Below are 22,347 nucleotides of genomic sequence, written 5' to 3' on the forward strand. Positions count from 1 at the left end.
GAATTAGACTTGCCCCTCAAGTTAGGTTGCTGCCCTCTGTTCAGCGCGGTCGATTGGCCAGCTGGTTATTTTTGGAGAGTTTTGTTCAGCACTAAGGCGGCTATGATACGCCGGCTTTTTGGACATAATTTAACGGGGCAAACATGAAGAACCTGGTGTTCTCGCTGTTAATCGGATTTTTAAAATCTATCAAGAAGCCGCTAAGGAACTGAACGATACCTACAAAAAGCTGAACGCCAAGCTGGATGACAACGGTAAGAAGTCCTTGAAGACCAGCCAGCTTGCGTGGATCGAGTCGCGGAATCAGAACTGCTCAAAGCGCGATCCGAAAGGCTTCTATGTGAACCTCGACTGCGCGACCACATCAACCGTTGAACGTTCGCGCTTCCTTCAGGATCGCCTTCGCGAATGCACGAGCGCAGGCTGCATGAACAGCAAACTCTGATCGGCGAGGCTAAAGCGAAAGGACCAATGTCCGAATTTCCAACTATCGAGACACCGCGCCTTTACCTGCGGGAGATCACTGAGCGCGATGCAGCGGCGCTGTTTGCGATTCATTCCGACGCCGAGCATATGCAGTGGTTCGGCAACGATCCCTTGCAGGATGTTGACGGCGCGCTGGGTCTGATCAAATTGTTCGCCGGTTGGCGCCAGCAGCCGAATCCTGGTACGCGTTGGGCGATTGAGCTGAAGGGGCAGCCGGGCCTTATCGGTACTTGCGGTCTCTTCGCCTGGAACCGGAACTGGAAGAAGTGCAGCATTGGTTATGAGCTGTCCCGCGCTGCAACCGGTCAAGGCCTCATACGTGAGGCACTGGAAGCGATGCTTGACTGGGGCTTTAATGCCATGGCGCTCAATCGCGTCGAAGCGCAGGTTCACGAGCGGAATCTGCCATCGCTCGCGCTGTTGATGAAGCTTGGCTTTGTTGAAGAAGGGCGCCTTCGGCAAGTTGCATACTGGGGCAACAGGCATCACGACTTATTGCAGTATTCCTTATTGGCTGAGGACTGGCGCGAGACATAGCATGCTATTCTCTTGTCGCCCAGTTATCGCAACATAAGCCAATAGGGGAATGACCGTGCAGAAAATGCTCGAATCCCACCACCTTATCATTCGCATCAAAGCAGCGTGGCAAGACGCTGTGCCGCCGGACCGGCAGAATATCTCGCGCCCTACAAATGAGGATGAGGGCGTCGCCGCTTACTTCGCGGGAAAGTCGTGGCACGGACACAGTGCAACGCGCTTGCGCGCCCTGGACTTTGCGCCGAATGTCTTCACCGAGCAGGCGTTTGCATACTTCCTGCCGGCTTATCTTATCGCTGACATAGAAGATCCCGTGGCGTCGGACACCAATGTCGAGCGGGTGCTGTATTGGTTGGGACAAGGACCCCGTGTGATCGGGCTGCTTTCGCCAGAGCAGAAGGCCGTGTTGCGCGACTATGTTAAGTTTGTGTGCGCGAGAGATGGCGACGGCTATGACGCATTTGCCCAGGCGGTCGTTCATCTGTTGGATCAACCATAAAAAGGGGATAACAATGAAAAAGATCTTCGCGGCATTGGCGCTGTTGGTACTGGCCTTTTCGGCGCAAGCCCAGACTCCAACACCACCGGCATATGATGCGGAACTGGCCAGGTCCCTTGGCGCTGACGATCACGGCATGCGCCGATATGTATTCGTTGTGCTGCGCACAGGGCCGAACAAGGTGCCGGCCGGCCAGGAACGCACCGAGATGTTTGCTGGCCACATGGCCAATATTCAGCGCCTGGCCAACGAAGGCAAGCTTGCCTATGCCGGGCCGCTGGATGGCGTCGAGGGTGCGCGCGGGATTTTCATTTTCGCGGTCGACAGCATCGACGAGGCCAGAAAGCTTGTGGCCACCGACCCGGTCATCATCAAAGGCGAAATGGTAGCCGAATACCATGCCCACTTTGGCTCCGCGGCGCTGATGGGCGTTAACCAGACCCATTCCAAAATCATCAAGCCGGGCAAAGAATAAATTTTTTTGCGCTTCGCGATCCGTTTTGCTGCGCTGGTTCGTCTTAGCTGTGTCTACATTAAAGGAGGCACATCATGGCAAACCAATCTGTTGTTCTCATCAATAATCTGAAGGTGGACCCAGCGAACCAGGCGGCGCTGGTGGCGCTGTTGAAGCGGAATATCGAGAGCGTGGTCAGCACGCTTGGCGGATGGAAGACGAGCCGCCTGATTGCGGCGAAGGATGGGGCGAGTGTCGTCATTTATTCGGAGTGGGAGTCGCCGGACGCGGTTGAAGCGATGCGGGCTGACGCACGGATGAAGGCCTATTTTCCGCAAATCGCCGAGCTGGCAAAGTTTGAGTCGATGATGGGCGAGACCGTTTTCAATGAAGTGAGGTGAGGGGCAATGGAAGACTTCGAACAGCGCTTGCAGGAATTGAGGCCACGGCTGCACCGCTATTGCGCGCGCATGACCGGGTCTTCCGTCGACGGCGAGGATGTGCTGCAGGATGCGCTGATCAAAGCCTTGCAGGCGCGGGAGGAGGGCGCAGAGGTGGAGAATATCGGAGGCTGGTTGATGCGCATAGCCCATAACACCAGCCTCGACTTCTTGCGCAGGCGCGCCCGCAGCAATGTGGTTCCGCTCACCGAGGACATTGAAGCCGAAACGCCGCCGGAAGCGGAAATCCTGATGGTCGGTTTCCAGACCTTCCTGCAGCTGCCTGAGCTGCAGCGCTGCGCGGTCATCCTGAAAGATGTGCTGGGACATTCGGTCGAAGAAATCGCCACCATCGCCGATTGCACGCCAGCTGCCGCCAAGTCGGCGCTGCAGCGCGGCCGGGTCGCCTTGCGCGAACTGGCCAAACAGCCGGACGATACGCGCGTGCCGCTGATGCCTCAGGACAGCCGCGAAAAGCTCACCAACTATGTTCAACTGTTCCAGAGCGGCGACTTCGATGCGATCCGCGCCATGCTGGCCGAGGATGTGAAACTCGATCTGGTGAACAGGCTCAAACTCGAAGGCCGCGAGAGCATCAAGCGCTACTTCACGCGTTATTCGGAAGAGACGCGGTGGCGCTTTGCCCTGGGCGCGGTCGAAGGGCGTCCGGCAATGCTGGTGTTTGACGGCGCAGCGGAAAAGCCGACGGCCTTCGTGCTGATCGACTGGCGCGGCAATGAGATCACCGCAATCCGCGATTTCCTGTTCGCGCCCTATGCGATGGAAGCGGTTGACTGGATGCGGCTGAATTAAAGCCGCCAGTACACAAGCCCTGGCGGCTTTTGTCCACGCCTAGCGTGCGGCCAGCGAGACGAAGACCAGCGGCGGGTAGTTCGCCGTGGTTGGGGAGGCTTCTTCGTCGATGTAGGCGATACGCCCACTAACGTAGCCTTGTCTTGAGATGACGATGTTCAGGGACATGGTTCCGTCGATGGCTTCGAACAGGTGTTCGCCCGTCGGCCGGATTTCATGTTCTTTCTGCTTGCCGATGTGTGCATACAAGCGCCGGCCAATGCGGTTGATGTACATCCGCTTGCCGTTGGATAAATAGTATTCGCCCTTGTAATCGGCCAGATCGTCAGGCCAGAGAAAGTATGGTTTCGCACTGGATCGTGCGGCGGGGACGAGCACCCGGTCGGTGCCGCCCGTCTCCTGAGCCGTGGCGCTGCCGATCAGCAGGCCGCAAGCGAGCAGAGTCGAAAGCCGTCGCATGGCGGCCTCCTAACGTATTGCGACAGTAATAATCGTCGCTTCAGGCAATGCAGCTGCGTTTTTCTGGATATCCTCATCAATATAACTCATGGTTCCAGTAATATCGCCATCCCTTTCTACAGTCAGTTCCATCTGCATGGTGCGGTCGAGCGCGGAGAATTTCCCATTGCCGGTGGGGACAATTTCGTGTTCACTTTGAGTTCCAACCTGGGCAAACATGCGGGCATTAAATCGCCGCAGCACCATGGTTTTTCCGTTGGAGAGATTATAATCTCCCTTGTAAGGTTTGAAATCCTCCGGGGCCATATAAACGCGTTTGATTTCGAGGTTTTTTAGTGCCGGAATAATCACTTGTCCGACGTCAGACTGCTGCGCCTGGCTTGTTTGAACAAGCGCGCAGGCGCACAAGCCCAGCAGGGCAATTTTCCCTTTCATGGCTACTCCCTTCTTTATGTTATTACCGGTTTATTATTTCTTGGTACCGGCTATAACACTATAGGCGAGCGTCCTAAAAAGGCGCATTAATATATTTTGATGAAAAACGGGCTACCGATTCGGTAAATATCCGGTGACCGATCGCATCGAAAATTATTATTTCGGAAATGAGTCAGATAATCCGGACGGGAACGCCATTGCGAATCGTGTTATGAACTTCGGCAATGGCGTCGGTATGGCGCAGGAGGGCTTCGATAACATCATCCGGTGCGGTGGAAAGTACGCGGGCGGAATAGCGGATATTCGTGGCGGCGAGGCCGGGACCGGGAAAGTCGGCGCTGGCTTCGACTTCGACACTGTTAATGGCGATGTGTTTAAGCTCGGCTTCCCGATAAAGATCGTTGCAGTAGCAGGTGGCCAGGGCCAGCATCAGGAATTCGCCACCGTTGACGGCCGAGCCTTTGCCCGCTGCTTTCATCGGGACTGCAAGCGACTGGGCTGCGCCGTCGGTGCTGACGTGCGCTTCGTGGACTTTGTATGAGTTCCGGACGGTGGCAGAGATTTTCACTGGGCGCTCCTCCTGCAAGAGAAGCGCCTATTCTAATCTGGCTTCAGGCGGCCAGACGCAGTGGTTGCGGGTGTGCCACACGGCGATTTGCATCTGTGCTGGACACGCGGAATACGCTCACCATCTCATCCAGTTCGCCCGCCTGTTCCTGCATTGCGGCGGCAGCGGCGGTGGCTTCTTCAACCAGGGCCGCGTTCTGCTGCGTGACCTGGTCCATCTGTGCGATGGCCTGGTTGATCTGATCGATGCCCGCGCTTTGCTCATCGCCGGCGGCCATGATCTCGCCCATGATGTCGGTCACGCGCGTGACGCTGGCCACGATTTCGTTCATGGTGGCGCCGGCTTTGTCGACCAGGGCTGCGCCGGCGTTTACGTTGTTCACGGACTCGGTAATCAATTCCTTGATTTCTTTTGCCGCGGCGGCCGAGCGCTGCGCCAGGTTGCGCACCTCGGATGCGACGACCGCGAAGCCACGGCCCTGTTCACCGGCGCGCGCCGCTTCCACTGCCGCATTCAGCGCCAGGATATTGGTCTGGAAGGCGATGCTGTCGATGACGGAGATGATGTCCACGATGCGGCCGGAGGACGTGTTGATCACGCCCATGGTATCGACTACCTGCGACACGATCTGGCCGCCTTGCTGCGCCACGTCGGATGCCGACACCGCCAGCTGATTGGCCTGGCGTGCGTTGTCCGCGTTCTGGCGCACGGTGCCGGTCAGTTCTTCCAGCGATGCGGCGGTTTCTTCCAGCGATGCGGCCTGCTGTTCGGTGCGCGCGGACAGATCGAGGTTGCCCGCTGCGATTTCGCCGCTGGCCGAGGCAATAGCGCTGCTGCCTTCACGCACGCGGCGCACGGTGCCGGCCAGCTGTTGCTGCATTTTTTCCAGGCCCTTCATCAGCATGCCCATTTCGTCGTGGCGTTCGACGTGGATGCGCTGGGCCAGATTGCCGGCGGCCATTTCGTCGAAATGATTCAGCGCTTGCGACAGCGGACGCATGATGGCGCGCATGGTCAGCACGCCGGATGCAATCATCAGCACGATGCCGATGACGATGGCCGCCACGGTCAGCTTCGAAGTGTGGCTGAACAGCGTCTGGCTGGCTTCGTAATTGGCGGCGGCGCCTTTCAGCTGATAGTCTTCCAGCGCATTCGACGCCTCGTCGTAGGTGCGGAACAGCGGGGACACACGGCGCGTCGCCAGATCATCGGCCTGCGGCAGATCCTTCTCGCGGATGGCTTTGGCCAGGGCCAGCAGGCCGTCTTTGACGAAGGCGTCGCGCGTGGCCGCCATTTTTGCGGCCAGCGCCTTTTCATCGGCATCGGCCGGCAGGGCCAGATAGCGCTGCCAGGCCTTGTCGGCGTCGGCGATGAAGCCTTCGGCGCGCTCGATTGCCGCCGGCGCGTCGGGACCGTCGGGGTGCAGAGCGGCGCGGTCCAGCGAGAAGCGTGCACGCGCCAGGAAGTTCTTGGCCGAGCCGATTGCCATGCTGGAGGCCATCTGGTTGGTGTAGGTGTCGGTCAGGGCGGCATTGGTGGAATTCATGCCATAAATGCCCATGGCGCCCACGGCGAAAATTACAGCGCCCAGCAGGGCGAAGGTCGCGATCAGGCGCGACCGGATGGAGAGGTCGGGGAACATTTTATAAGTGAAGGTTACACGAATGAATGTCACCAATTCTCACACTTTAATTGCCTCATGGCAACTGAAATTTTGTAACAGAATCAGGGACTTGGCGGCGCCGGTTCCCCCCCCGGTGCCGCCAGACAGGCCGATTATTTGCCCGTATAGGTGATGCGATAAACGCGGTTGGCGTAGTCGTCGGACACCAGCATGGAGCCATCGGCCAGCATGGCCACGTCGACCGGGCGGCCGCTGACTTCTTCGCCTTGCAGGAAGCCGTCGATAAAGGCGGTGTCGCTGACCACCTGGTTGTTGTACAGGGTGATCAGGCGCACCTGGTAGCCGATCTTGTTGGCGCGGTTCCAGGAGCCGTGTTCGGCAATGAACAGCTGGTTGCGGTAGGCCTGAGGGAAGGCGGTGCCGGTGTAGAAGGCCATGCCCAGCGGCGCCACGTGCGGGCCAAGCTTGGCGGCGGGCGGCGTGAACTCTTCGCACTTGCGGCCGTTGGCGAAGTCGGGGTCAGGCACCACACCGCCGTGGCAGTAAGGGAAGCCGAAGTGCATGCCGGTCTTCGGCGCGTAATTCAGTTCGCAGGACGGCGTGTTGTCGCCCATTTCGTCGCGGCCGTTATCGGTGAACCACATTTCCTTGGTCAGCGGGTGCCAGTTGAAGCCGACGGTGTTGCGCACGCCGCGCGCCACCATTTCCCAGTTGCTGCCGTCCGGGTTCATGCGCCAGATCTTGGAGTAGGCTTCGTCTTCCTTGTTGCAGACATTGCAGGGCGCGCCGATCGGCACATACAGCTTGCCGTCCGGGCCGGCCTTGATGTACTTCTCGCCGTGCCAGGTTTCTTTTGGCAGGTCGTCCTTGATCACTTTGTAGGATGGCTTGGAAGCGTAGGTGCGGTCGATGTCCGCGAACTTCAGGATGCGGTTGATCTCGCCCACATACAGGTCGCCGTTCAGGTAGGCCACGCCGTTCGGCAGGTGCAGGCCTTCAGCCACCGTCACCACTTTGTCGACCACGCCGTCCTTGTTTTCGTCGATCAGCGCATAGACTTTGCCGGGCTTGCGCGAGCCCACGTACACGATGCCGCTCGGCGAGACGGCCATTTCACGTGCGTTCTCGACGTTGTCGGCGTAGATGGAAATGCTGAAGCCTTTCGGCAGCTTCAGGCCCGCCAGCGATTTCCCGGCGGCCGGCATGGCAGCCTTGCGGGCAGCGGCGGACTTTGGCGAGATGTACTCGGCCAGCATCGTGATCTGTTCTTTTTTCAGCGTTGGCGACCAGGCGGGCATGCCCTTGTCCGGGACACCTTTGGTGATGATGCGCTCCAGATTGGCCTGGGTCGGCTCGCCATGAATCCAGTTCGCATCCGCCAGGCTCGGGCCTTCGCCGCCTTGCAGATTCACGCCATGACAGGACGCGCAATAGGTCTGGTACAGTTTGGCCGAAGCCGCGACATCGGCGGCGTGGGCGGAGACTCCGAGGCACAGCAAGGCTGCTGCGACGAGAGCTTTATTCATTGTTTTCTCCGGCAGTGGTTGGCAATGCCCGCATCATAAAGGAAAAAGTACATGAATAAGATGTTGGCAGCACTGGCCTGCCTGCTTGCACTGAATGCGGCAGCGGCGGATTTCGTCAAAGTCAGAGGCACGCATTTCGAGCGCGACGGCCAGGCGTACTACATCGCGGGTGCGAATCTCTGGTATGGCGGCTATCTGGGCGCGGCCGGCAAGCCGGGCGACCGCGCGCGGCTGGGCAAGGAGCTGGATGCGCTGAAGGCGCTGGGCATCAACAATCTGCGCGTGCTGGCCGTCTCCGAAAAGACCGTCATGCCCAGCGCCGTGCGGCCCGCCACCACGTCCGCGCCCGGCCAATATGATGAAGCGCTGCTGCAAGGCCTCGACTTCCTGCTGGCCGAAATGGCGCGGCGGGATATGACCGCGGTACTGTACCTGAACAATTTCTGGCAGTGGTCCGGCGGCATGACCCAGTATCTGAACTGGTTCGAGGGCACGCCCGCCATCGACCCGAACGTGACTAAGGACTATGAAGGCTTCATGAGCGCCACCGCGCGCTTCTACCGCAGCCCGCAAGCGCAGGACGAGTACCGGCGCGTGATCCGCAGCATCGTGCAGCGCAAGAACACGGTGACCGGCAAATCGTATGCGGCCGATGCCACCATCATGGCCTGGCAACTGGCGAACGAGCCGCGGCCGGGTGGCAGCAAGCCGGGCGCCGCCGAGCGTGACGCCTACGTGCAGTGGATCGACGATACGGCGAAATACATCCACAGCCTGGACTCCAGTCACCTGGTGAGCACCGGCAGCGAGGGCGTGGTCGGCGCATCACGCGATCCGGCCCTGTTCGAACGCGCCCACCGCAGCCCGCAGGTGGACTACCTGACCTACCACCTGTGGCCGAAGAACTGGGGCTGGACCACGAGCTGGGACAATGCCTGGTCCTTGAGTCGCGCTTATCTGAACGCGCACATCGACGCTGCCGCCAAGCTGGGCAAGCCTATCGTGCTGGAGGAATTCGGCTGGGGCCGTGATGGCGGCGCATTCGATCGCCGCTCAGGCACCGAGGGGCGCGACCGCTTTTACCGCGAGGTGCTGGATCTGGTGGCCACGCGCGCGGCGCAGGGCGATCCGATAGCCGGCTTCAATTTCTGGGCCTGGAGCGGTGCAGGGCGGGCGGCCAATCCCGACTATTGGTGGAAAGAAGGAAATGACTTCCTGGGCGATCCGCCCCAGGAAGAGCAGGGCCTGTACTCGGTTTTCGACTCGGACCAGGGCACGCTGGACGTCATCCGCCTCTATGCTGGCAAGCTGCGTCTCATGCGGTAAGTGCCGGATTTTGACGCCTGATCCCCGTTTTTTGCATTTCGTCGCAATTCCCGTGATAGGGCGGGGTGATGCCGATATGATGCAACCATAGAAAACCAATTGAATAAGAAAGGGGGGTCAAAATGAAGAAGAACGCTAAAAAACAAGCCCTGGCTGTCGCCGCTGTAATGATTTGCAGCACTCTGCTGGCTATTGTGAACACGCTTGAACTCCCTTACGTTATGGTTGCCGCCAACCTGTAATTTGCTGCTGACAACCTGAAGGATTTCGAGATGAAGATGAATTTCCGCATTGGCCTGCTGTTTACCGCCCTGTGCGTGACCCTTGGGCTGGCCCGCGCCGATGACAATACGACGGAAAGCCGTGCAGTCGATGCCCGCGTGGTCCGCGTCAAGCTGGATGGCGTGATTGATCTCAAGCTGAAGCAGGGCGCCACGCCGCAGCTCAACATCATTGGCGACAAGCGCTACGTGACCAAGGTCACGGCAGTACAGACAGGCGACACCTTGCACCTCGACACCGAGAACCATGGGGTCAAGCTGAACAAGTCAACGGTCAGGGTCGAGCTGACGCTGCCGCAGTTGCGTGAACTGGTATCGGAAGGTGTTGGCACCACGGAAGTCAGCGGCTTTAGCGGCGACCGGATCGACCTGACCCTGGACGGCGCCGGCAGCATGAAAGTGGTCTGTGACTACAAGCAGCTGAAGGCCAATCTGGGCGGCGTGGGCAGCATGCATGTGTGGGTAACTGAAAACGATAACGTGGATCTGGATTTGCAAGGCGCCGGCTACATCACCATCGGCGGGCGCAGCAAGCAGCTGAACGCAACCCTGGGTGGACTGGGCGGACTGAACGCCCAGCAGTTCCAGGTGGACGATGTGAACCTGGACTTGAGCGGACTGGGTAACGCCACCGTCAATGCCCGCACCAATGCGACGCTGAACCTGAGCGGGCTGGGGTCGGTCACCGTGTACGGCAAGCCGCAGAACCGCAACGTCAGCGTAGACGGGCTGGGCAAAGTCAGCTGGAAATAAGAGACAAATCTGGTTGTGCGAAAAGAACGGAATAAATACAAAGCACTATGAAAAAACTAAGAGGCATATTACTGGCGTTAGGCATCGCGCTGGGGCTCCCGCTCCCGGCGCTGGCTGGCTTTGCCGAAGGCGCCATGGCCTACAACAATAAAAACTATACGCTGGCCTATAAAGAGATCTTCCCGCTGGCCCAGGCCGGCAACGCGGACGCGGAACATTTGCTGGGCCTGATGTACTACATGGGCCGCGGCGTGCCGCAGGACTACAAGCAGGCGCTGGCCTGGCACCGCAAGGCTGCCGCCAAGGGCAAGGCCGATGCGCAGTATGTGGTGGGCGCCATGTATTACACGGGCAATGCCGTGATCCAGGACCACAAGCAGGCTGTGATCTGGTTCCGCAAGGCTGCCGAGCAGGGCCACGCGGAAGCGCAGCAGGTGCTGGGCCTGATGTACCGTTATCACATCGGCGGCATGCCGCAGGATAATGTGATCGCCTACATGTTGTGGAACCTGGCTGCCGCCAACGGTTCGGCCAATGCGGCCGAGCAGCGCGCCTCCGTCGTGAAGAGCATGACGCCGGAGCAGGTCGAGGAAGGGCAGGCGCTGTCGGCGTCCTGGAAGCCGGGCACACCGTTGCCGCGCGCTTCCCGTACCGGCGGAGGTTGAAACCCACGGCCTGACCCTGGTGGCTGCCACATCGTGGCAGCCACCGGCTTTCTGCGGCGGGTTCTGCTTCTTTCCCCGGCACTTTTAGGGTACAATCCGCCCCGTCATTGGGGAGTAGCCGCTCTTCGTTTCCCGGAGAGGCATACGTCAACACACTTGGCCCACAGGCCATGGCGTATGCGGTCCCATCGCTTGGCAAGACCTTTGACCACAACGCCGCCGATTTTTAGGCCGGGGGCGTGTTGTGGTCATTCGTCCGTGCCCGGCCTGGGAAATCAAATGGAAGCATTCCTCGTCTCTACTGGTGTCGTCGCTCTCGCTGAAATCGGCGACAAGACCCAGCTCCTCGCATTCTGTCTCGCTGCGCGCTTCCGCAAGCCGGTCCCGATCATTCTCGGCATCCTGGCCGCCACCCTCGTCAACCACGGCATCGCCGGTGCGCTGGGCGCCTGGATCATGTCCGTGCTGACGCCCGAAGTGCTGCGCTGGACCCTGGGCCTCGGCTTCCTCGCCATGGCCGCCTGGACCCTGATTCCCGACGAAATCGATGAAGAAGAATCCACGCCAGCCGCCCGCTTCGGTGTATTCGGCGCCACCCTGATCGCCTTCTTCCTGGCCGAGATGGGCGACAAGACCCAGTTCGCCACCGTCGCCATGGCTGCGCATTACGGCGCGCCGCTGATCGTGGTGGCCGGCACCACGCTGGGCATGCTGATCGCCGACGTACCTGCTGTCTTTATCGGCGACCGCCTGTCGCGCCGCATTCCCATGAAGCTGGTGCATGGCGCAGCGGCCGTGATGTTCGCGCTGCTGGGCCTCGCCACGCTGACCGGCATGGGAGCGCGCTTCGGATTCTGACGCGGTAGAATCCTCCCTTTACCGAGGAGGCCACCATGATGCGCGCAATCGAAATCAGCAAGCCCGGACCCGCCGATGTGCTGCGGCTGTGCGAACGCCCGCTGCCCGTCGCGAAAGAAGGGGAGGTGCGCATCAAGGTTCACGCGGCCGGCATCAACCGTCCGGACGTGTTTCAGCGCCTCGGCAGCTACAATCCGCCGCCGGGCGCCAGCGATCTGCCGGGCCTGGAAGTGGCGGGCGAGATTGTCGACGGCGATATGGGCGCGACGGGCTTCAAGATCGGCGACATGGTGTGCGCCCTGGTGCAGGGCGGCGGCTATGCCGAATACGTCACCGCGCCGGTGGAGCAATGCCTGCCGGTGCCGCGCGGCCTGTCGCCACTGGAAGCGGCCTCGCTGCCGGAGAACTTCTTCACCGTCTGGAGCAATGTGTTCGACCGCGCCCAGCTGGGCAAGGGCGAGTCGCTGCTGGTGCAGGGCGGGACCTCGGGCATCGGCGTGTCGGCGATCCAGCTGGCCAGCGCGCTGGGCCACCGTGTGTTTGCCACCGCGGGCAGCGATGAGAAGGCGCGCGCCTGCGAAGCGCTGGGCGCCGAGCGCGGCATTAATTACCGCAACGAAGACTTCGCGGCGGTGGTCAAGCAGCTGACCGGCGACATTGGTGTCGATGTCATCCTGGACATGGTGGGCGGAGACTATCTGCCGCGCGAGATGGGCTGCCTGGCCGATGACGGCCGCATCGCCATCATCGCGCTGCTGGGCGGCGCCAAGTCCCAGATCGACCTGGGCCAGGTGCTGCGCCGCCGCCTGACCGTGACCGGCTCGACCCTGCGCCCGCGTTCGGTGGCCTTCAAGGCAGCCATTGCGCGCCAGTTGCGCGAGAAGGTGTGGCCGCTGATCGAGGCAGGGGATATCAAGCCCGTCATTTATGAAAGCTTCCCGCTGGAGCAGGCGGCCACAGCGCACGCCCTTATGGAATCCAGCCAACACATTGGCAAGATCATGCTTCAGGTGGTTTGACCCGGCTTCCGCCGCCGGGCTACAATTGCGGGTTATTGAATTTTAGGCAGCTATGCGACGAAAACTCGTAATCGGCAATTGGAAAATGAATGGCAGCCGCGCTGCCAATTCGGTCCTGCTGTCCGGCATTGTGGCCGGTTTCAAATCTGGCAAGGCCGATGCGGCCGTGAGCGCGCCCGCTCCGTATCTGGCACAATGTGAAGCTGAACTCACAAATACGCCGGTTTCGTGGGGCGCGCAGGATGTGTCTGCGTATGCTGCCGGCGCCTATACGGGCGAGGTGGCAGCGTCCATGTTGCTGGACTTTGGCTGCAAATATGTCATCGTCGGCCACTCGGAGCGCCGCGCCTACCATGGCGAGTCGAACGAGCTGGTGGCGCAGAAGGCGCTGGCGGCTGTGAACGCCGGCCTGGTGCCGGTGGTCTGTGTCGGTGAAACACTGGAGCAGCGCGAGGCGGGCAAGACCGCTGTCACGGTATGCCTGCAGCTGCAGGCGGTGCTGGATGTGCTGGGCACCGCGGCGCTGGAAAAGATTGTGCTGGCCTATGAGCCGGTGTGGGCGATCGGGACCGGCAAGACGGCGACCCCGGCCATGGCGCAGGAAGTGCACGCCATGCTGCGCAAGCAGGTAGCCGAGCGAAACGCGGCGGCGGCCTGCAGCATGCCGATTCTGTATGGCGGCAGCATGAAGCCGGAGAATGCCGGGGATTTGATGGCGCAGCCGGATATCGACGGCGGCCTGATCGGCGGTGCGGCATTGAAGGCGGCGGACTTCCTCGCCATCATCGACGCGGCGTAAGGCGCACGCCGGAATGTAGTAGGGCGGGTCGGTGATCCGTCGAATTAAAGTTTTGTTAACTGTGAATGGAATGACATGAACTCTTTGTTCAATCTGATTGTGGTTGTACAGGTCCTGTCCGCGGTTGCTATCGTGGGCCTGGTTCTGCTGCAGCATGGTAAGGGCGCCGACATGGGCGCGGCCTTCGGCTCCGGCGCATCCGGCAGCCTGTTCGGCGCTACGGGTTCCTCTAACTTCCTGTCCAAGTCCACCGCCCTGGCTGCCGCGATCTTCTTCGCCGCCACCCTGGGCCTGTCGATGATGGCAAATCAGCGCGGCGTCAGCACTGGCGGCGGCGTGATGGAAAACGTGACTGTGCCGGCGCCGGTGAAGGGTTCCGCTGCCATTCCGTCGGCTGCACCGGTTGCGGCTCCGGCTGCTACTGAGGCGGCTCCGGCGGCGGCTCCGGCTGCCACCGAAGCGGCGCCTGCTGCATCCACTCCCGCTTCGGCGCCTGCCAGCGCCCCGGCGAAGTAAAAAAGGCAATTTTGAATTTTTTGCCGCTTTTCTTCTTGATCTTGCGCAATACGCATTAACAAAGGCGTGAAAGCAGAGTAGAATAGCGGCCTTATGCCGACGTGGTGAAATTGGTAGACACGCTATCTTGAGGGGGTAGTGGCGCAAGCTGTACGAGTTCGAGTCTCGTCGTCGGCACCAGTAAAGAAATTCAAAAAGCCAGCAAGGGCACATGGGCGCCAATCCATGGTGGCTAAGCTGGTTTTTTTACGAGGATGTGTCGTTTGATCCTGGTCTCAGCATCTGATTGGGGTCGAGCGTTAAATGCACCGCGGAATATCGCAGTGCTTCCCCAACCAGAGTTCAACACAAAGCTGCAGATCATATCGTGAACCTCGAAAATTACTTCCCCGTCCTGCTGTTCCTCTTAGTCGGCCTTGGCGTCGGCGTTGTACCCCAAGTTCTGGGCCATATCCTGGGCCCCAATAAGCCCGATGCGGCGAAATTGTCCCCATACGAGTGCGGCTTCGAAGCGTTTGAAGACGCGCGCATGAAATTCGACGTGCGTTACTACCTCGTCGCAATTCTGTTCATTTTGTTCGACCTTGAAACGGCATTCTTCTTCCCTTGGGGCGTATCCATGCGCGAACTGGGCTGGCAGGGTTACGTGACGATGATGGTGTTCATCGCCGAATTCGTGGTCGGTTTTTGGTATATCTGGAAGAAAGGTGCCCTTGATTGGGAATAAGCCATGGCTATTGAAGGCGTATTGAACGAAGGCTTCATCACCACGACGGCCGACAAGCTGATTAACTGGGCGCGTACGGGTTCCATGTACCCGATGACGTTCGGTCTGGCTTGCTGCGCGGTGGAGATGATGCATGCTGGTGCGGCCCGTTACGACCTGGAGCGTTTCGGTTTCATGTTCCGTCCGTCGCCACGTCAATCCGACGTGATGATCGTGGCCGGCACCCTGTGCAACAAGATGGCTCCTGCGCTGCGCAAGGTCTATGACCAGATGCCGGACCCGCGCTGGGTGATCTCGATGGGCTCCTGCGCCAACGGCGGCGGCTACTACCACTACTCGTACTCCGTGGTGCGTGGTTGCGACCGTATCGTGCCGGTGGACGTGTACGTACCGGGCTGCCCGCCAACCGCGGAAGCGCTGCTGTACGGCATCCTGCAGCTGCATCACAAGATCAAGAAGACCAACACGATCGCGCGCTAAGGGCTGTACAAAACTATGAACACACATCTGGAAACCCTGGTCGCTTCCCTGGAAAAAGTTCTGGGCGAGCGGGCCTCAATCGTTGTCGCGCTGGGCGAGGTAACGATTACTGTCAAATCTGGTGACTACTACCAGGTAATGCAAGAGCTGCGCGACGACGCAGCTTTGCGTTTTGAAGAACTGATCGACCTGTGCGGCGTCGACTACCTGAACTACGGTGAAGGCACCTGGGATGGCCTGCGCTTCGCAGCCGTGACCCACCTGCTGTCCGTGGAGAAGAACTGGCGTCTGCGCGTGCGCGTGTTCGCGCCGGACGATGAAATGCCGATCGTGGCCTCCGTGACCCCGATCTGGCGTGCCGCCAACTGGTTCGAGCGCGAAGCGTTCGACCTGTATGGCCTCATCTTCGAAGGCCACAACGACCTGCGCCGCATCCTGACCGACTACGGCTTCATCGGCCACCCGTTCCGCAAGGACTTCCCGGTCTCCGGCTATGTTGAAATGCGCTACGACCAGGAACAGAAGCGCGTGGTGTACCAGCCAGTGACGATCGAGCCGCGCGAAAACGTGCCGCGCGTGATCCGCGAAGAAAACTACGGGATGAAATAATGGCTGAGATTAAGAATTACACCCTGAACTTTGGTCCGCAGCACCCGGCAGCGCACGGCGTGCTGCGTCTGGTGCTGGAGCTGGACGGCGAAGTGATCCAGCGCGCCGACCCGCATATCGGCCTGCTGCACCGCGCCACCGAAAAGCTGGCGGAGCAGAAGACCTATCTGCAGTCCGTGCCATACATGGACCGCCTGGACTACGTGTCGATGATGTGCAACGAGCACGCCTATGTGATGGCGATCGAGAAGCTGCTCGGCCTGGACGTGCCGATCCGCGCACAGTACATCCGCGTGATGTTCGACGAAATCACCCGTCTGCTGAATCACCTGCTGTGGCTGGGCGCGCACGCGCTGGACGTGGGCGCCATGGGTCCGTTCCTGTACGCCTTCCGCGACCGCGAAGATCTGATGGACTGCTACGAAGCGGTATCCGGCGCGCGTATGCACGCGGCCTACTACCGTCCGGGCGGCGTGTACCGCGACCTGCCGGACGCCATGCCGCAGTACAAGGCATCGCTGATTCGCAACGCGAAAGCGCTGGCCGAGCGTAACGAGAACCGCCAGGGCTCGCTGCTGGACTTCGTGGACGACTTCACCAAGCGCTTCCCGACCTATGTCGACGAATACGAAACCCTGCTGACCGATAACCGCATCTGGAAGCAGCGTACCGTGGGCGTGGGCGTGGTGGCGCCGGAAGATGCGAAAGCCATGGGCTTCACCGGCGCCATGCTGCGTGGCTCCGGCGTGGTGTGGGACCTGCGCAAGAACCAGCCGTACGAAGTGTACGACAAGCTGGACTTCGATATTCCGGTCGGCACCAACGGCGACTCCTACGACCGTTACCTGGTCCGTATCGAAGAGATGCGCCAGTCGAACCGCATCATCAAGCAGTGCGTGGCCTGGCTGCGCGCCAATCCGGGTCCTGTCATGACCACCAACCGCAAGGTCGCTCCGCCATCGCGCGTGGACATGAAGACCAATATGGAATCGCTGATCCACCACTTCAAGCTGTTCACCGAAGGCTTCCACGTACCGCCTGGCGAAGCGTACAGCGCGGTGGAGCACCCGAAGGGCGAGTTCGGCATCTATCTGGTGTCCGATGGCGCCAACAAGCCGTACCGCATGAAGATTCGTGCACCGGGCTTCGCCCACCTGCAAGGCCTGGACGAAATGTCGCGCGGCCACATGATTGCCGACGCCGTGACCATCATTGGTACCCAGGACATCGTTTTCGGCGAAATCGACCGATAAGGGAAGAAGAATGCTGTTATCCCAAGACTGCTATAAAAAAATCGACCGCGAGTTGGCCAAGTATCCGGCCGACCAGCGCCAGTCGGCCGTGATGGCCGCACTGGCCCACGCCCAGGTAGAACTGGGCTGGGTTTCGCCGGAAGTGATGAAGGAACTGGCGGACTACATCCGCATGCCGGCCATCGCCGTGCAGGAAGTTGCGACCTTCTACAACATGTACAACCTGAAGCCGGTCGGCAAGCACAAGATCACCGTGTGCACCAACCTGCCTTGCGCACTGTCGGGCGGCGTGAAAGCGGCCGAGCACCTGAAACAGAAGTGGGGCATTGACTTCCGCGGCACCACCGAAGACGGCCAGTTCACGCTGATGGAAGGCGAGTGCATGGGCGCCTGCGGCGACGCGCCCGTCATGCTGGTCAATAACCACCGTATGTGCTCCTTCATGAGCAACGACAAGATCGACGCCCTGGTGGAGGAACTGAAGAAATGACCTCGCTGCACGACCGTCACATCAATCCCCTGATCCTGAAGGATCTGAACGGCGACAACTGGCGCCTGGCCGACTACGTCAAGCGCGGCGGCTACTCGGCGCTGCGCCGCATCCTGGAAGAGAAGATCCCGCCTGAGCAGATCATCGCCGAGCTGAAGACTTCCGGCCTGCGCGGCCGCGGCGGTGCGGGCTTCCCGACCGGCCTGAAATGGTCCTTCATGCCGCGCCAGTTCCCTGGCCAGAAATACCTCGTCTGCAATACCGACGAAGGCGAGCCGGGCACCTTCAAGGACCGCGACATCATTCGCTACAACCCGCACTCGCTGATCGAAGGCATGGCCATCGGCGCGTACGCGATGGGCATCACCGTGGGCTACAACTACATCCACGGCGAGATCTTCCAGGAATACCTGCGCTTTGAAGAAGCGCTGGAAGAGGCACGCGCTGCCGGCTTCCTGGGCGACAAGATCATGGGTTCGGAGTTCAGCTTCCAGCTGCATGCGCACCACGGCTACGGGGCCTACATCTGCGGCGAAGAAACCGCGCTGCTGGAATCGCTGGAAGGCAAGAAGGGCCAGCCGCGCTTCAAGCCGCCGTTCCCTGCGTCGTTCGGCCTGTATGGCAAGCCGACCACCATCAACAACACCGAGACTTTCGCGGCCGTGCCGTTCATCCTGAACATCGGCGCCGAAAACTACCTCGGCCTGGGCAAGCCAAACAACGGCGGCACCAAGATCTTCTCGATCTCGGGCGACGTTGAGCGTCCGGGCAACTACGAAGTCCCGCTGGGCACCCCGTTCGCCAAGCTGATGGAGCTGGCCGGCGGTATGCGCGGCGGCAAGAAGATCAAGGCGGTGATCCCTGGCGGCTCGTCCGCGCCGGTGATCCGCGGCGAGATCATGATGCAGACCGACCTCGATTACGATTCGATCGCCAAAGCCGGCTCCATGCTGGGTTCGGGCGCCGTGATCGTGATGGACGAGACACGCTGCATGGTGAAGGCGCTGGAACGCCTGTCCTACTTCTACTTCGAAGAATCCTGCGGCCAGTGCACGCCATGCCGCGAGGGCACGGGCTGGATGTACCGCATGATCCACCGCATCGAGAACGGCCAGGGCCGTGCTTCGGATCTGGACATGCTGAACTCCATCGCCGACAACATCCAGGGCCGCACCATCTGCGCGCTGGGCGATGCTGCCGCTATGCCGGTACGCGCCTTCGTCAAGCAGTTCCGCGAAGAATTTGAATATCACGTCGAACACAAGCACTGTCTGGTGCCTGTATCGGCTTACTAAGCTGCGATTATCATGGTTGAAATCGAAATTGACGGCAAAAAGGTAGAAGTCCCTGCGGGTAGCATGGTGATGGACGCCGCCAACAAGCTGGGTACCTACATCCCGCACTTCTGCTATCACAAGAAATTGTCGATCGCTGCGAACTGCCGTATGTGCCTCGTCGAAGTGGAGAAGGCTCCGAAGCCTTTGCCAGCATGCGCCACGCCGGTTACGGCGGGCATGATTGTGAAGTCCCACTCCGAAAAGGCAGTGCAGGCGCAGAAATCCGTGATGGAATTCCTGCTGATTAACCACCCGCTCGACTGCCCGATCTGCGATCAGGGCGGCGAATGCCAGCTGCAAGATCTGGCGGTGGGCTACGGCAAGCACGCTTCGCGCTACGAAGAAGAAAAGCGCGTGGTGCCGCCGAAGGCCGGCAGCGCGCTGGTGGCGATGGAAGAGATGTCCCGCTGCATCCACTGCACCCGCTGCGTGCGCTTTGGCCAGGAAGTGGCCGGCGTGATGGAGCTGGGTATGCTGGGCCGCGGCGAACACTCCGAGATCACCGCTTTCGTGGGCGAAGCAGTCAGCTCCGAAATGTCGGGCAATATGATCGACCTGTGCCCGGTCGGCGCGCTGACTTCGCGTCCATTCCGCTACAGCGCCCGTACCTGGGAACTGTCGCGCCGCAAATCCGTATCGCCGCACGATTCCACCGGCGCCAACCTGATCGTTCAGGTCAAGCAGGGCAAGGTGAAGCGCGTGCTGCCGCTGGAAAACGATGCGGTCAACGAGTGCTGGATTTCCGACAAGGACCGCTACTCCTACGAAGCGCTGGAATCCGCTGAGCGTCTGGAAAAGCCGATGCTGAAGCAGGGCGGCGAGTGGAAGGAAGTGGACTGGCAAGTGGCGCTGGAATACGTGGCGCACGGCCTGAAGAACATCAAGCACGAACACGGCGCGGACGCGCTGGCAGCTTACGCTACCGGCCACTCCACCGTGGAAGAACTGGCGCTGCTGAAGAAAGTCATGCACGGCGTGGGTTCCGAGAACATCGATTTCCGTCTGCGCCAGAGCGACTTCGCGCTGGACGGCGAAATCAAGCCGTGGCTGGGCATGCCGATCGCCGAGATCAGCAAGCTGCAGCGCGCGTTCGTGATCGGCTCCTTCCTGCGCAAGGATCACCCGCTGTTCGCGACCCGCATCCGCGCGGCCGTGAAAGCCGGCGGCAAGCTGTCCGTGCTGCACGGTACCGATGAAGAAAACCTGATCACCACCGCCAACAAGATCGTTGCTGCGCCATCCGACTGGCTGGCCGCACTGTCCGGCGTGGTGGCTGCCGTAGCCAAGGCCAAGGGCGTTGCCGCTCCGGCCGGCTTCGAAGGCGCTGCCGTTTCCGCTGAAGCCGAAGCGATTGCCGCTTCGCTGCTGGAAGGCGACAACAAGGCTGTGTTCCTGGGTAACGCCGCCGTGGCGCATCCGCAAGCTTCCGCGCTGCACGCTGCCGCGCAATGGATCGCCGAGCAGACTGGCGCCAAGCTGGGCTACCTGACCGAAGCCGCCAACACTGTCGGTGGCTACCTGGTGGGCGCCGTGGCCAAGAACGCTGCGCCGGCCTTCTCCGCACAGAAGAAAGCCTACCTGCTGCTGAACGCCGAGCCGGAACTGGATGCCGCCAACCCACAGGCTGCCGTCGCTGCGCTGAACGGCGCCGAGATGGTAGTCGTGATGTCGGCCTTCAAACATGGCATGGACTACGCCGACGTGCTGCTGCCGGTCGCGCCGTTCGCTGAAACGTCGGGCTCCTTCGTCAACGCCGAAGGCCGCCTGCAAAGCTTCAACGGTACCGTCAAGCCAGCCGGCGAAGCCCGTCCTGCCTGGAAGGTGCTGCGCGTACTGGGCAACGTTCTGGGGCTGGCTGGTTTCGACTACGACACTTCCGAAGCGGTCCGCGACGAACTGTTCGACAAGGGCGTGACCGACCTGTCCGCACAGCTGAGCAACGTGGCCAAGAAAGCCCCGGCCGCTGCTGCCTTCGGCGCCGGCGACAAGCTGGAACGCCTGGCCGATGTGCCGATCCACTTCGCCGACGCGCTGGCCCGCCGTTCCGGCCCGCTGCTGGCTACCACCGACGGTGCTGCGCCGAAAGCGCGCCTGTCCGCTGCGACCGCCCACAAGCTGGGCATCAAGTCCGGCGACAAGGTGCAGGTGACCCAGGGCACCGGCTCTGCGATCCTGGAAGCCGCCATCGACGCCGCGCTGCCGGCCAATGTGGTGCGCGTGGCTGCCGCTCACGTATCGACCGCTGCACTGGGCGATATGTTCGGTCCGATTACCGTAGCTAAAGCAGGGGAGGGCAAGTAATGGCTCTGCCAGAAATGATTGATTCGATTAAGGCCGCGGGCGAAGCGAACCTGGGCAGCACCTTCTGGACCTTCATCTGGACGATGATCAAGATCCTGTGCGTGACCCTGCCGCTGATGGGCCTGGTGGCTTATCTGACCCTGTGGGAGCGTAAGCTGCTGGGCTGGATTCAGATCCGTATCGGCCCGAACCGCGTGGGTCCGAACGGCCTGCTGCAGCCGATCGCCGACGCGCTGAAGCTGCTGTTTAAAGAAATCATCGTTCCGACCAAGTCGAACAAGTCCCTGTTCTTCATCGGTCCCGTGATGACCATCATGCCGGCACTGGCATGCTGGTCGGTCGTGCCGTTCGGCCCGCACGCTGCGCTGGCCGACATCAACGCCGGCCTGCTGCTGATCATGGCCGTGGCCTCGATGGAGGTGTACGGCATCATCATCGCCGGCTGGTCCGCCAACTCGAAGTATTCCTTCATGGGCGCGATGCGTGCATCGGCACAGATGGTGTCCTACGAAATCGCGATGGGCTTCGTGATGGTGATCGTGCTGATGGTGGCCGGTTCCCTGAACCTGTCCGACATCGTGGCCGGCCAGCAGAAGGGCATGATGGCCTCGATGGGCCTGAACTTCCTGTCCTGGAACTGGCTGCCGCTGCTGCCGGTGTTCGTGGTCTACCTGGTCTCCGGCCTGGCCGAATGTAACCGCCACCCGTTCGACGTGGTGGAAGGCGAATCCGAGATCGTCGGCGGCCACATGGTGGAATACGGCGGTATGGCGTACGCCATGTTCTTCCTGGCGGAATACGCCAACATGATCCTGATCTCCCTGCTGGCATCGGTCATGTTCCTGGGCGGCTGGTCTGCTCCGATCGCAGCGCTGGATATCGGCGGCGTGTTCGGTGGCTTCATCTGGCTGTTCATCAAGACCTTCTTGATCGTGTCTCTGTTCATCTGGACCCGCGGTACCTTCCCGCGCTACCGCTATGACCAGATCATGCGTTTGGGCTGGAAAGTGTTCATCCCGCTGACCCTGGTGTACCTGGTGTTCGTGGCGACCTGGATGCAGACCTCCTGGAATATTTGGAAGTAAGAGAGCG

Annotated in this window: 26 protein-coding genes, 1 tRNA gene and 1 riboswitch; of the genes, 22 read left to right on the forward strand and 5 right to left on the reverse strand. The window is 60.7% G+C overall.

Annotated elements, in window-relative coordinates; translation table 11 throughout:
- Positions 1–184: 184 nt before the first annotated feature.
- The 6 genes from AB4Z19_RS00495 to AB4Z19_RS00520 all read left to right on the forward strand — a co-directional run bounded on the left by AB4Z19_RS00495 (position 185) and on the right by AB4Z19_RS00520 (position 3,229).
- A complete protein-coding gene (locus AB4Z19_RS00495) occupies positions 185–445 on the forward strand; it encodes a lysozyme inhibitor LprI family protein (protein ID WP_442034433.1) in 261 nt (86 codons plus the stop codon).
- Positions 409–1,023, forward strand: coding sequence for a GNAT family N-acetyltransferase (locus tag AB4Z19_RS00500; RefSeq protein ID WP_442026657.1), 615 nt, complete (start codon positions 409–411; stop codon positions 1,021–1,023). The genes AB4Z19_RS00495 and AB4Z19_RS00500 overlap by 37 nt, the downstream gene beginning before the upstream one ends.
- Before the next feature lie 55 nt (positions 1,024–1,078).
- Positions 1,079–1,522: a hypothetical protein gene (locus tag AB4Z19_RS00505; RefSeq protein WP_442026656.1), complete on the forward strand. Its 444-nt coding sequence runs from the start codon at positions 1,079–1,081 to the stop codon at positions 1,520–1,522.
- Between the two features lie 13 nt (positions 1,523–1,535).
- Positions 1,536–1,997, forward strand: coding sequence for a YciI family protein (locus AB4Z19_RS00510; RefSeq protein WP_442026655.1), 462 nt, complete (start codon positions 1,536–1,538; stop codon positions 1,995–1,997).
- A 74-nt stretch (positions 1,998–2,071) separates the two neighbouring features.
- A complete protein-coding gene (locus tag AB4Z19_RS00515) occupies positions 2,072–2,377 on the forward strand; it encodes a putative quinol monooxygenase (protein WP_442033880.1) in 306 nt (101 codons plus the stop codon).
- Positions 2,378–2,383: 6 nt separating this feature from the next.
- The gene (locus AB4Z19_RS00520; protein ID WP_442033882.1) at positions 2,384–3,229 is read left to right on the forward strand and encodes a sigma-70 family RNA polymerase sigma factor; all 846 of its coding nucleotides are present in this window, start codon (positions 2,384–2,386) and stop codon (positions 3,227–3,229) included.
- A 39-nt stretch (positions 3,230–3,268) separates the two neighbouring features.
- Here AB4Z19_RS00520 and AB4Z19_RS00525 read toward each other — a convergent pair whose 3' ends face one another.
- From AB4Z19_RS00525 to AB4Z19_RS00545, 5 genes are all read right to left on the reverse strand, one after another.
- Entirely contained in the window at positions 3,269–3,688 is a 420-nt protein-coding gene (locus AB4Z19_RS00525; RefSeq protein ID WP_442026652.1) for a hypothetical protein, read from the reverse strand.
- Between the two features lie 9 nt (positions 3,689–3,697).
- The gene (locus AB4Z19_RS00530) at positions 3,698–4,123 is read right to left on the reverse strand and encodes a hypothetical protein (protein ID WP_442033883.1); all 426 of its coding nucleotides are present in this window, start codon (positions 4,121–4,123) and stop codon (positions 3,698–3,700) included.
- A 172-nt stretch (positions 4,124–4,295) separates the two neighbouring features.
- Positions 4,296–4,691 carry an OsmC family protein gene (locus tag AB4Z19_RS00535; RefSeq protein WP_442030241.1) on the reverse strand — a complete coding sequence of 132 codons (396 nt, stop codon included), beginning with the start codon at positions 4,689–4,691 and terminating at the stop codon, positions 4,296–4,298.
- Positions 4,692–4,734: 43 nt separating this feature from the next.
- Complete coding sequence (locus AB4Z19_RS00540) at positions 4,735–6,333, reverse strand: methyl-accepting chemotaxis protein (RefSeq protein WP_442034435.1); 1,599 nt, start codon at positions 6,331–6,333, stop codon at positions 4,735–4,737.
- 134 nt (positions 6,334–6,467) lie between these two features.
- The gene (locus AB4Z19_RS00545; RefSeq protein WP_442033885.1) at positions 6,468–7,841 is read right to left on the reverse strand and encodes a DUF7133 domain-containing protein; all 1,374 of its coding nucleotides are present in this window, start codon (positions 7,839–7,841) and stop codon (positions 6,468–6,470) included.
- 51 nt (positions 7,842–7,892) lie between these two features.
- Here AB4Z19_RS00545 and AB4Z19_RS00550 point away from each other — a divergent pair, with 51 nt between their 5' ends.
- The 16 genes from AB4Z19_RS00550 to nuoH all read left to right on the forward strand — a co-directional run bounded on the left by AB4Z19_RS00550 (position 7,893) and on the right by nuoH (position 22,340).
- Complete coding sequence (locus AB4Z19_RS00550) at positions 7,893–9,167, forward strand: glycoside hydrolase 5 family protein (RefSeq protein WP_442029896.1); 1,275 nt, start codon at positions 7,893–7,895, stop codon at positions 9,165–9,167.
- A gap of 272 nt (positions 9,168–9,439) precedes the next feature.
- Positions 9,440–10,201: a GIN domain-containing protein gene (locus AB4Z19_RS00555; RefSeq protein ID WP_442028355.1), complete on the forward strand. Its 762-nt coding sequence runs from the start codon at positions 9,440–9,442 to the stop codon at positions 10,199–10,201.
- Positions 10,202–10,248: 47 nt separating this feature from the next.
- Entirely contained in the window at positions 10,249–10,866 is a 618-nt protein-coding gene (locus AB4Z19_RS00560; RefSeq protein WP_442033887.1) for a tetratricopeptide repeat protein, read from the forward strand.
- A 97-nt stretch (positions 10,867–10,963) separates the two neighbouring features.
- Positions 10,964–11,143: riboswitch (yybP-ykoY riboswitch) on the forward strand.
- A gap of 2 nt (positions 11,144–11,145) precedes the next feature.
- Positions 11,146–11,724, forward strand: a complete 579-nt coding sequence (locus tag AB4Z19_RS00565) for a TMEM165/GDT1 family protein (protein WP_442028360.1) — start codon at positions 11,146–11,148, stop codon at positions 11,722–11,724.
- A 38-nt stretch (positions 11,725–11,762) separates the two neighbouring features.
- Complete coding sequence (locus tag AB4Z19_RS00570) at positions 11,763–12,743, forward strand: NAD(P)H-quinone oxidoreductase (RefSeq protein WP_442028364.1); 981 nt, start codon at positions 11,763–11,765, stop codon at positions 12,741–12,743.
- A 52-nt stretch (positions 12,744–12,795) separates the two neighbouring features.
- Positions 12,796–13,542, forward strand: coding sequence for a triose-phosphate isomerase (tpiA, locus tag AB4Z19_RS00575; protein ID WP_442033889.1), 747 nt, complete (start codon positions 12,796–12,798; stop codon positions 13,540–13,542).
- A 75-nt stretch (positions 13,543–13,617) separates the two neighbouring features.
- Positions 13,618–14,058, forward strand: coding sequence for a preprotein translocase subunit SecG (gene secG, locus AB4Z19_RS00580; protein ID WP_442033891.1), 441 nt, complete (start codon positions 13,618–13,620; stop codon positions 14,056–14,058).
- Between the two features lie 95 nt (positions 14,059–14,153).
- Positions 14,154–14,238: transfer RNA gene (locus AB4Z19_RS00585), tRNA-Leu, on the forward strand.
- Between the two features lie 187 nt (positions 14,239–14,425).
- Positions 14,426–14,785: an NADH-quinone oxidoreductase subunit A gene (locus tag AB4Z19_RS00590; protein ID WP_161025933.1), complete on the forward strand. Its 360-nt coding sequence runs from the start codon at positions 14,426–14,428 to the stop codon at positions 14,783–14,785.
- A 3-nt stretch (positions 14,786–14,788) separates the two neighbouring features.
- Positions 14,789–15,265 carry a NuoB/complex I 20 kDa subunit family protein gene (locus tag AB4Z19_RS00595; protein ID WP_442026751.1) on the forward strand — a complete coding sequence of 159 codons (477 nt, stop codon included), beginning with the start codon at positions 14,789–14,791 and terminating at the stop codon, positions 15,263–15,265.
- A gap of 15 nt (positions 15,266–15,280) precedes the next feature.
- A complete protein-coding gene (locus tag AB4Z19_RS00600) occupies positions 15,281–15,874 on the forward strand; it encodes an NADH-quinone oxidoreductase subunit C (RefSeq protein WP_442026753.1) in 594 nt (197 codons plus the stop codon).
- Complete coding sequence (locus AB4Z19_RS00605; RefSeq protein WP_442026755.1) at positions 15,874–17,127, forward strand: NADH-quinone oxidoreductase subunit D; 1,254 nt, start codon at positions 15,874–15,876, stop codon at positions 17,125–17,127. The genes AB4Z19_RS00600 and AB4Z19_RS00605 overlap by 1 nt, the downstream gene beginning before the upstream one ends.
- Before the next feature lie 10 nt (positions 17,128–17,137).
- Positions 17,138–17,617 carry an NADH-quinone oxidoreductase subunit NuoE gene (gene nuoE / locus AB4Z19_RS00610; protein WP_442026757.1) on the forward strand — a complete coding sequence of 160 codons (480 nt, stop codon included), beginning with the start codon at positions 17,138–17,140 and terminating at the stop codon, positions 17,615–17,617.
- A complete protein-coding gene (nuoF, locus tag AB4Z19_RS00615; protein WP_442026759.1) occupies positions 17,614–18,912 on the forward strand; it encodes an NADH-quinone oxidoreductase subunit NuoF in 1,299 nt (432 codons plus the stop codon). Before nuoE ends, nuoF begins: the two co-directional genes overlap by 4 nt.
- A gap of 12 nt (positions 18,913–18,924) precedes the next feature.
- Complete coding sequence (nuoG, locus tag AB4Z19_RS00620) at positions 18,925–21,255, forward strand: NADH-quinone oxidoreductase subunit NuoG (RefSeq protein WP_442033893.1); 2,331 nt, start codon at positions 18,925–18,927, stop codon at positions 21,253–21,255.
- Positions 21,255–22,340, forward strand: coding sequence for an NADH-quinone oxidoreductase subunit NuoH (gene nuoH / locus AB4Z19_RS00625; protein WP_442033895.1), 1,086 nt, complete (start codon positions 21,255–21,257; stop codon positions 22,338–22,340). Before nuoG ends, nuoH begins: the two co-directional genes overlap by 1 nt.
- Positions 22,341–22,347 lie beyond the last annotated feature (7 nt).

The sequence above is a fragment of the Pseudoduganella sp. RAF19 genome, assembly GCF_052114165.1.
In the GTDB taxonomy this organism is placed as follows: domain Bacteria; phylum Pseudomonadota; class Gammaproteobacteria; order Burkholderiales; family Burkholderiaceae_D; genus Rugamonas.